This is a genomic window from Stenotrophomonas sp. STEN063 (assembly GCF_056854515.1).
In genome coordinates, this window is the sequence record NZ_JBXFWF010000102.1 from 1 (window position 1) to 9,731 (window position 9,731).

General features: G+C 65.4%; 8 protein-coding genes and 1 pseudogene. 4 read left to right on the plus strand and 5 right to left on the minus strand.

The annotated features are described in order from the left end of the window. Positions 1-165: 165 nt before the first annotated feature. Positions 166-1,050 (minus strand): outer membrane protein assembly factor BamD, encoded by an 885-nt coding sequence (locus AC1VWL_RS18510; protein WP_296252643.1) that lies wholly within the window; start codon positions 1,048-1,050, stop codon positions 166-168. A 117-nt stretch (positions 1,051-1,167) separates the two neighbouring features. Between AC1VWL_RS18510 and rluD the strand changes: the two genes are divergently transcribed. Genes rluD through AC1VWL_RS18530 form a run of 4 tightly spaced genes read left to right on the plus strand, consistent with a single transcriptional unit; the run spans position 1,168 to position 3,866 of the window. Then, positions 1,168-2,157 carry a 23S rRNA pseudouridine(1911/1915/1917) synthase RluD gene (rluD, locus tag AC1VWL_RS18515; RefSeq protein ID WP_481533561.1) on the plus strand — a complete coding sequence of 330 codons (990 nt, stop codon included), beginning with the start codon at positions 1,168-1,170 and terminating at the stop codon, positions 2,155-2,157. Next, entirely contained in the window at positions 2,157-2,936 is a 780-nt protein-coding gene (pgeF, locus tag AC1VWL_RS18520; RefSeq protein WP_482987654.1) for a peptidoglycan editing factor PgeF, read from the plus strand. Before rluD ends, pgeF begins: the two co-directional genes overlap by 1 nt. Beyond that, entirely contained in the window at positions 2,933-3,472 is a 540-nt protein-coding gene (locus tag AC1VWL_RS18525; protein WP_482987655.1) for a DUF4166 domain-containing protein, read from the plus strand. Before pgeF ends, AC1VWL_RS18525 begins: the two co-directional genes overlap by 4 nt. Continuing rightward, positions 3,465-3,866: a thiol-disulfide oxidoreductase DCC family protein gene (locus AC1VWL_RS18530; RefSeq protein WP_482987656.1), complete on the plus strand. Its 402-nt coding sequence runs from the start codon at positions 3,465-3,467 to the stop codon at positions 3,864-3,866. Before AC1VWL_RS18525 ends, AC1VWL_RS18530 begins: the two co-directional genes overlap by 8 nt. 160 nt (positions 3,867-4,026) lie before the next feature. Here AC1VWL_RS18530 and otsA read toward each other — a convergent pair whose 3' ends face one another. From otsA to AC1VWL_RS18550, 4 genes and pseudogenes are all read right to left on the minus strand, one after another. Next, a complete protein-coding gene (gene otsA / locus AC1VWL_RS18535; protein ID WP_482987657.1) occupies positions 4,027-5,394 on the minus strand; it encodes an alpha,alpha-trehalose-phosphate synthase (UDP-forming) in 1,368 nt (455 codons plus the stop codon). Beyond that, a pseudogene (locus AC1VWL_RS18540) lies at positions 5,391-7,196 on the minus strand (glycoside hydrolase family 15 protein); the annotation flags it as partial. The gene otsA and the pseudogene AC1VWL_RS18540, both read right to left, overlap by 4 nt. Positions 7,197-7,223: 27 nt before the next feature. Beyond that, positions 7,224-7,970, minus strand: a complete 747-nt coding sequence (gene otsB, locus AC1VWL_RS18545; protein ID WP_482987658.1) for a trehalose-phosphatase — start codon at positions 7,968-7,970, stop codon at positions 7,224-7,226. Positions 7,971-8,184: 214 nt separating this feature from the next. Then, a complete protein-coding gene (locus AC1VWL_RS18550) occupies positions 8,185-9,516 on the minus strand; it encodes an OmpA family protein (RefSeq protein WP_482987659.1) in 1,332 nt (443 codons plus the stop codon). Between the last annotated feature and the right edge of the window lie 215 nt (positions 9,517-9,731).

Consider the following 9,731-nt stretch of genomic DNA (forward strand, 5'->3'; position numbering starts at 1 on the left):
CCCCGCCCACCCCACGCCCACAGCCACCGCCCCCGCCCCCCCCACAGCCACAGCCACCGCCAAAGCCAAAGCCAAAGCCAAAGCTCTCAACTCCCCGCTGCCGAATCCCGAAAACAAGAAAGGGGCCCAACGGCCCCTTTCTATTACCACCACTACCGAAGCAGCTTACTTGCCGCGGTTCATCGTGGCGTTGCTCTGGCCGGTGGCCACCGAGCGCTCACCTGCGAACGGGTTCAGCTTGCGGATCATCCACGGGTACTTCGGCCAGTTGCCGGCCAGCCACGGGTGCTCCGGCTGGTTCAGCTGCAGCACACGGCGGGCGTCGTCGGCCAGGGTCTTGTTGCCAAGGTTGGTGTAGGCCTCACCGAGCAGCGCGACGGCGTCGTACTGGAAGGCGCTCTGCGGGTAGGTCTCCAGCAGGTAGTTGGCGCGGCCAACCACGGACACCCAGGCGCCGCGACGGGCGTAGTACAGGGCGTCATCGAGCTCATGCTGGGCGAACACGTCGCGCAGTTCGACCATGCGCTGGCGCGCATCGGCGGCATAACGGCTGTTCGGGTAGCGCTCGGTGACGATGTTGAAATCGGCATAGGCCTGGCGCGGGGTCGACAGATCGCGGCGGCTTGGGTCCAGCGACCATACGCGGCGCAGGAAAACCGTATCGCGGTTGCCGTTGGCAAGACCGCGCAGGTAGTACAGATACGCGATGTTGCGGTGAGTCGGGTAGGTGCGGATGAAGCGATCGATGCTCGACACGGCGTCATCGTTCTTGCCGGCCTTGTACTGGGCGTAGGCGCTTTCGATCATCGCCTGCTCGGTGTACGGACCGTAAGGGTACTGTGCAATCAAGCGCTTGAAGCTGGTTTCGGCGCCGGACCAGTTGCCGCCCTCCATCAGCTTGTGGCTCTTTTCAAACAGTTGTTCGACCGGCGCGCCTTCATCGGCGTCCTTCTTGGCGCCGCGGTGGCAACCAGTGGCGACGAAGACCAAAACCAGCAGCAGGGCGGTGAGGCGGACGGGCGCGGACAGCAGCGAAGAGCGTCGGATCATGGGTTCAGGGCAGGACGCGGCAGGAATACGAAGGGGCGATGATAGCCTAGTGGCCTGTCCTGCGACTGACTGTTGTCGCCTGGACCCCATAATTTCGTCTTTAGCCGGTCTTTGCCCATGTCCGAGAACACCTCTTCCAGCCCGCGCCACGCGCAGGTTCCCGATTCCGCCGCCGGTCGTCGCTTCGATGCGGTCCTGGCCGAATTGTTCCCCGAATTCTCCCGTTCGCGCCTGACCGAATGGATCAAATCCGGCGCAGTTCTGCTCGATGGCGAGCCCGTGCGCCCGCGCGACCCGGTCCGCGGTGGGGAGATCGCCACCCTGAATGCGGTGCTGGAGGTCGAAGTCCATGCCCTGCCAGAGGACATCCCCTTGTCGGTCCTGTACGAGGACGAGCATGTGTTCGTGATCGACAAGCCGGCCGGTCTGGTGGTCCACCCCGGCGCCGGCAACCCCAGCGGCACCCTGCTCAACGCGCTGCTGTTCCGGGACCCGGACATCGCCAAGGTGCCGCGCGCCGGCGTGGTCCACCGCCTCGACAAGGACACCAGCGGCGTCATGGTGGTGGCCCGTACCGTGCAGGCGCAGACCGCGCTGGTTGAGCAGCTGTCCGCGCGCGAAGTGCATCGCCAGTACCTGGCGGTGGTGGTCGGCGCGCTGGTCTCCGGCGGTACCGCCGATGCCCCGATCGACCGCCATGCGCGCGACCGCCTGAAGATGGGCGTGCGCGAGGACGGCAAGGAAGCGGTGACCCATTACCGCCTGCGCGAGCGCTTCCGCGCCCACACCGCGCTGGAATGCCGCCTGGAAACCGGCCGTACCCACCAGATCCGCGTGCACATGGCGCACCTGAAGCACGCCATCGTTGGTGATCCGCTGTACGGCGGCTCGCTGAAGCTGCCCAAGGGCGCCACCGACGAGTTGGTCGCGGCACTGCGCGGCTTCAAGCGGCAGGCCCTGCACGCCGAGACGCTGGAGTTCCAGCACCCGATCACCGGCGAGACGATCAGCAACACCGCACCGGTACCGGCCGATCTGCTGGCGCTGATGAAGGCGCTGCGTGAGGACTCCAAGGCCTTCGCCGAACGCGAGCGGGGCCGCTGGTAATGGCGGAGGCGAGTCCGCTGTGGCTGGCCGACTGGCCCGCGCCCCCAGGGGTGCGGGCCTTCACCACGATGCGCCATGGCGCAGGCGGCTCGCAGCCCCCGTTTGACAGTTTCAACCTGGGTAACCGGACCGCCGCCGATGGCGACGATCCGGCCCAGGTGCAGCGCAACCGCGACGAACTGCATCAACTGGCGAAGCTGCCGTCGGCGGCGCACTGGTTGCGGCAGGTGCACAGCAGCGTGGCGCTGCGTTTCGACGCGCCACCGCAGGCGCAGGGGCTGGACGCCGAGCCAACCGCCGATGCCTCGGTGACCTCGGTGCCCGGCGTGGTACTGGCCATCCTCACCGCTGACTGCCTGCCGGTGGTGTTCGCCGCCCGCGACGGCAGCGAAGTGGCGGCAGCCCATGCCGGCTGGGGTGGATTGGCGCGCGGCATGCTGGAGAACACGCTGGCCGCGATGCACACGCCCGCCGAGGCGCTGGTAGCGTGGATAGGGCCCGCGGCAGGGCCGGCCCTGTACGAGGTCGGCGTGGACGTGCGCGAGGCCTTCCTGGCGCATTCCAGCGCCGCTGAGAGCCACTTCACTGCGACCCGGCCTGGCCACTGGAAAGTGGACCTCCCCGGGCTGGCGCGGCAGCGATTGGTTGCTGCAGGCGTGCAGTCGTCCGCGATCCACGGCGGCGACCTGTGCACCATGGCCGACCCGCAGCGCTGGTTCTCGCACCGTCGCGACCAACGCAGCGGCCGTATCGCCACCCTGGTGTGGATGGAGCCTTGACCACGCCGCTGTTCGCACAGGTGCTGGGTCCTGCGTTTGAACGTTTGGCCCCGCAGGTGCGTGCGCTGCACTCGATCCCTGCGCGTCAGCGCTGGAACGGGCAGGGCGAGGTGCTGCGCGGCAGCCATTGGCTGGTCGCGCCCTGCGCCTGGCTGGCGCGGCTGCCGCCAACCTCCAGCGTGCCGGTGACGGTGGAGTTCGTGGTTGATGCCAGCGGAGAACGCTGGAACCGCCGATTCGGCCCCGCGCGCATGGCTTCGCGCTTGTGGCAGTGCGATGGACAGCTGTTCGAGCAGCTTGGCGCGGTGCGCTTCCGTTTCGGATTGCGCGAAGAGGCTGGCCAGATCCTGTGGCGGGCCGAGCGTGCCTGGGCATTCGGTGTGTTGCCGTTGCCGACGCGCTGGTTCGCGCAGGTGCAGTGCCGCGAGCGTGAGCATGCCGGGCGCTATGAATTCCTGGTGGATGTGTCGATGCCGTTGATCGGGCGGCTGATCCGGTACGAAGGGTGGCTGTTGCCGGAGGAAGTGCGTGGCTGAGCCGGCGGTGATCGTGTTTGATGGCGTCTGCGCGTTGTGCAGCCGCTGGGTGCGTTTCCTGCTGCGGTTCGATCGGGCCGGTCGCTACCGGTTCGCGGCGATGCAGGGCGGGCAGGGGCGGGCGCTGTTGGCTGCGCACGGGCTGGATCCGGACGATCCGTTGTCGTTCCTGCTGGTTTCTGATGGTGTTGCTTACACCGATACAGACGCGATTCTGCGGGTGGTGACCGGATTGGGCGGGGCTTGGCGCTTGGCTGGGCTTGCGCGGGTCTTGCCGGCTTCTGTGCGGGATCCTGCGTATCGCTGGCTGGCGCGAAATCGCTACCGCTGGTTTGGGCGGCATGACAGCTGTTTTCTGCCGACCGCTGAGCAGCGCGGGCGGTTCTTGGATTGAGTGGGTTGGGTTCTGCTTGCCAGGAGCTTCCCCTCACCCCAACCCCTCTCCCGCAGGCGGGAGAGGGGCTAGTGCACTACGAGTGCAAGCAAAGCGAGCCCCTCTCCCGTTTACGGGAGAGGGGTTGGGGTGAGGGCGGGCTCTTGCCTTCGCTCCAGCCCTAAACCCCCTCCAATGCCAACAGATAATCCCGTCGCCAACGGTGGATATCATGCGCACGCAGATGCTCCATCATCGCCCGCCAGCGCTCGATCCGCTCTGCCCGCGGCATGTTGGCGGCCGTCGCTATCGCATCGGCAACACCATCCAGATCGTGCGGATTGACCAGCAGCGCCTGCTTCAATTCATCCGCCGCGCCAGCCAATAGCGACAACACCAACATGCCCGGGTTCTCGGGGTCCTGCGCAGCGATGTACTCCTTGGCGACCAGGTTCATGCCGTCGCGCAGCGGCGTTACCAAGCCGACTGCCGCCTGCCGATAGAACCCGGTCAGGGTGCTGTGTGCATAGTTCTGGTTGACGTAGCGCAGCGGTGTCCAATCGGCTTCGGCATGACCGCCGTTGATATGCCCGGCCAGACGCTCCAGATCGCCACGCAGCTTGCGGTACTCGTTGACGCTGCCACGGGATACCGGTGCGATCTGCAGGAAGGTCATGTCGCCTTTCTGCTGCGGATAGCGCTGCAGGTAACGCTCGAAACCGTGGAAACGTTCCGGCAGGCCCTTGGAGTAATCCAGCCGGTCCACGCCGATTGCCAGCTTGCGGTGCTGCAGGCTCTGCCGCAGGTCGCGCACCGGCTTGTTGCTGGCCGCGCTGCGGGCCTGCCGCGCGATGTGTTCGGTATCGATGCCGATCGGGAATGCGGAGGTACGCACGCGGCGACCGTCGGGTGCCTTGATCCAGTCGCTGTCGATCAACGTGCCGCCGCCGAACAGGCGCACATAGGACTGGAAGCGGTCGACGTCACGGCGGGTCTGGAAGCCGAGCAGGTCGTACGAATACAACGCCGAGAACAGTGAGCGGTGGTCGGGCAGGGCCTGGATGAGGTCGGCCGAGGGCACCGGTACATGCAGGAAGAAGCCAATCCGGCAGGCGATACCACGCTCGCGCAGCAACGCCGCCAATGGGATCAGGTGGTAGTCGTGGATCCACACCGTATCGTCGTCGCGCAGCAGTGGAGCCAGCGTATCGGCAAACAGTCTATTGACCTTCCAGTAACCCTCGCGCTTGCGCCGGTCGTAGTCGACAAGATCCAGGCGGAAGTGGAGCAGCGGCCACAAGGCGCGGTTGGAAAAGCCGTTGTAGTAGCTGTCCAGATCGTTCTTGGACAGGTCCATCGTCAAATAGCGGATCGGCCCATCCTGCGCTTCATGCAGGGCGCCGCTGTCGACATTGACGCTGCGTCCACTCCAGCCAAACCACAACCCGCCGCGTTCGCTGAGTGCCGCCAGCAGGCCGGTCGCCAGTCCGCCAGCGCGGTTTTCGCCGGGTAATGCCACGCGGTTGGAGACCACCACCAGTCGGCTCACGATGCCTCCTGCCAGCTGCGCGACAGGCGCATCGCGGCGATCACCAACCCTACATGCGAGTAAGTCTGCGGGAAATTGCCCCAGGCCTTGCCATCGAAGGCTAGGTCTTCGGATAGCAGGCCCAGGTGATTGCGCTGCTGCAGCAGGATCTCGAACATCTCGCGCGCTTCGTCCATCCGCCCGATCGCCGCCAATGCATCGATGTACCAGAAGGTGCAGATCGTGAAGCTGGTTTCCGGCGTGCCGAAATCATCCGGTGCGGTGTAGCGGTACAGGGCATTGCCATGCTTCAGATCGCGGCCGATGGCCTCGACCGTGGCGATGAAGCGCGCGTCCTTGGCATCGATGAAGCCGATGTCGGCCAGCAACAACAAGGATGCATCCAGCCGATGACCACCAAAGGTGTCGGTGAAGTGACCAAGCTGCTCATTCCAGCTTTCGTGCATGATCCGCGCGTGGATCTGGTTGGCCCGTTCGCGCCAGTAGACGGCGCGGCCATCCAGCTTCAAGCGGGTTGCGATCTTGGACAGCCGGTCACAGGCCGCCCAGCACATCGCACTGGTGTAGGTATGCACTTCGGTGCGGCCACGGAATTCCCACAGGCCGGCATCCGGCACGTCATGCAGGGCGAAGGCCTGCTCGCCAAGAGGCTCCAGGCGCGCGTAGGTATGCGCATCGCCCGGGTCCTGCAGGCGCTGGTCGAAGAACAACTGGGTGGAGGCCAGCACCACGCTGCCGTAGACATCGTGCTGGCGCTGCACCCAGGCCAGGTTGCCGCGGCGTACCGGGCCCATGCCGCAATAGCCGGACAACGAGGCGACTTCCTCCTCGTCGAGCTTGGCCTCGAAGCCGATGCCGTACAGCGGCTGCAGGCTGCCGTCGGTGCTGGCCAGGTTGAAGATATAGCCCAGGAACTGCTCCATGGTGCGGGTCGCGCCGAGCCGGTTGAGCGCGCGCACCACGAAGGCGGCATCGCGCAGCCAGCAATAGCGGTAGTCCCAGTTGCGGCTGCTGCCGGGGGCTTCCGGGATGGAGGTGGTCATCGCCGCGATGATCGCGCCGCTGTCCTCGTACTGGCAAAGTTTCAAGGTGATGGCGCTGCGTATCACCGCGTCCTGCCATTCCAGCGGCACCGACAGGTAGCGCACCCATTCGCGCCAGTAGTCGCGGGTGCGCTGCATGGCTTCCTGTACGTAGCCGCTGAGCGAGCGATTCAGCGATTCGTCCACGCCCAGCACCAGGTGCACGCGATGATTGAGCACGAAGGGCAGGGCATCGCGGACGAAGCGCACGGGCACATCGGTAGTCAGGCGCAACACCAGATCCGGTAGCAACCAACGGATATGGTTGCTGCCCCAGGTGGTTTCCGGTTGCCGCGCACCCCAGTCGGCCAGCGGCCGAGCGCGCACCGTGATGCGCGGATTGCCCGACAGCGGCGTGACTTGGCGGATCAGGCTGACCGGCCGGTAGAAGCGATCGTTCTGGCGCCAGCGCGGGGCGAAGTCGAGGATTTCCACTGCGCCGCCATGCGTATCGCGCAGCACGGTGCGCAGGATCGCAGTGTTTGTGAGGTAGGACTGCTCGCTGTCGAGGAAGTCCTCGAGCTCGATGCCGAAGTCACCGCCGGGGTGCTGGTTGGGGTCGAGCAGGGCGCAGAAAGCCGGGTCGCCATCGAAGCTGGGCAGGCAGCTCCAGACCACGCGCGCCTGCTTGTCGATCAGTGCGCCGAAACTGCCATTGCCAACTACGCCAAGGTCGAGGGTGGCGTCTTGCATTGCGTTCTCCTTGTTGCGCGAGCGCCAGTGGCGCCGCTGTTTCCTCCGGGTGGGTCAGGTAATGGCTGCGCGCAGCCAAGCGTGTACGGCGGTGATGTCGGGCAGTGCTGCAACGGCCACGCTTTCGTTGCGCTGGCCGACAAGTACGCCAATGCCGTCGAGTTGCTGCGCGGCGTGGAAGCCGTGCTCGTCGGTCAGGTCGTCGCCGATGAAGACCGGGCGCCGGCCTTGGAAAGGCGGGTTTTGCATCAGTTGCTGCAGGGCGCGACCCTTGTCGTGGTCGCTGCCGACGAACTCGATGACGTGGTTGCCGGGTTGCAGGCGCACGTCATGGAGCTGCGGTAGTTGTGCGTTGGCGAATGCGATCACGGCCGCGCCGGCATCCGGCGCGTTGCGCCAGTGCAGGGCCAGTGCCTGACCCTTGTTCTCGACCATCACGCCGGGATGGGCATGCGCCAGCTGCTTCGCGCGCTGGTGCAATGCGTGCAGCCATTGCGAGGTATCCGCCTGCGCTGGTGGCACATCGGCGGAGGTCAGTAATTGCGCACCATGCAGGCCGGCCATGGGCAGGCGCAGCGGCGCGAACATGGCCTGCAGTTGGCTGACAGGGCGGCCACTGAGCAGCGCCAGCGCGCCGCCGAGACGTTGCTGCACGCTGGCCAGCAGCGTGAGCAGGGACGGGTCGGGCGCCACCTTGTCCGGGTGGTCGGCAAAGGCGAGCAAGGTGCCGTCTACGTCGAGAAACAGTGCGTCGTCATCTGCCAGCGCCGGAGGGGGCGGTCGCTGTAGGTCATCAAGCATGCGGCTACTATGCCGTAGCGGTTGTTACAGGAAGGTCATTTGGGGTGAAACGGTTGGGACTGCGTGCTTTCAGAGCGCCCTCACCCCAACCCCTCTCCGGCTTGGGGTCGTGGGTCTCGATTCGCGCGCACTGTTAGTGCACTCGCCCGTCTCCCGCTTGCGGGAGTGGGGTTGGGGTGAGGGCAAGCTTCTGCTCTTCACCCAATCCACAACATCACTTGGTAACCGCAAACTCGATCCGGCGGTTCTGCGCACGTCCTTCGTCGGTGTCATTGCTGGCACGCGGCTTTTCCTGGCCATAGCCCTTGGCACTGAGCGTACCGGCAGCAACGCCAAGCTCGGCCAACTTAGCAACCACAGCATCTGCACGCTGCTGGCTCAAGGTGACGTTGGCAGCTGCATCACCGGTGTTGTCGGTGTGCCCGCCTACCTCGATCTTCGTGCCTGCAGGTGCCTGCTTGATCGCATTGGCCGCGCTGGTCAGCGTTTCCAGGCTGTCGCGGGTGATGGTGGCCGAACCTGTGTCGAAATAGATGTTCATCAGGTTCAAGGCCTTGACCAGATCATCGCCGCTGAAACCGGCTTTGAGCCCTGATAACGCTGCTGCCGCACGGTCCCACAAGCCACTGATCTCGAAGCCGCCGAACAGGCTGCGCAGCTTGTCGCTTACGGTGAAACGATCGGCTTCGGCCATGCCACTGGTATCAATGCTGAGCTTGTCACCATCGAAACCGAACTTCAGGCCTTTGGCTTTCAGCTCTGGCAGCGCGGCGATCAGCTTGTCCAGCCAACCCGCTGGCAGGGTTGCCGGATCAACGCTGATGTTGCCGGCCAGATTGCCTTCACCGAAGTTGGCTTTCAGCGCATCCCATAGACGGGTCTTGTCGGCCTCGTTGGCGACCTGGCCACTTACTGTCACCTTGCCGTCCACGTTCTCGAAGCCAAAGCGTGGATTGGCTTGTGCAACCGGTGCCGCAGGTTGCATGGTGGTCGCCGGTTGCATCGGCGCTGGTGCAACGGCTTCTTCCTTCTTGCAGCTGCGGAACAGCAGGAACGCCGCAAGCAGCAGGATCAGTGGAAGCAGCCATTTCCAGAAGCCGCCGGATGGTTTGCTGGCAACGGTGCCACCGCCGCTATAGCCTGCGGTAGGTGTGCTGGTACCAAACCAGCGCTCGTAGTCAGCAGGACGCGAAGTGGGGATTGTTCCGCCCTGGGTAAGCTGGCCGACGATCTTGGGTAACAACCACGCCCCCGCCATGTTCACTGCGGCAGCTGGGATGCCGAGTTTGCTGGCGATGCCACTGGACAGGTTCTGGCCGAAGCCGGCGCTGAACTGGTCCGGTTGCAAGACGTTGTCGCCTGGCGTGGTGCCGATCCACGACGAGAGCAGGCCGTCGAGGCCTGCGTCGGTAAAGCGTTTCTGCAGTCCGGCGAAGCCGCCGTTGGCTGGATCGAAAATGACATCGACAAGCTGGCGCACGAGGCGCCCTGCATTGTCGCCGAGATGAAAGCGGCTGGCCGCTTCGCGAATCAACGACTCGAACATATACGCCTCCGCAAGGGATGAACCGGGCTGGAATGTGCCGGCAGGCGTAAGGAGCGCCCAGCGCTGTTAAAGCTGGATGAATTCGCGGGCTTTGGGGTTCTTTAGCTAGAAGCTTCCCCTCACCCCAACCCCACACCCCGGCCCCGGGGCGGGGCCGCGCCCACGGGCGAGCGCGGGCCCGAACGCCCCCCCCCCCCCCGCCCCGCCCGCGTGTG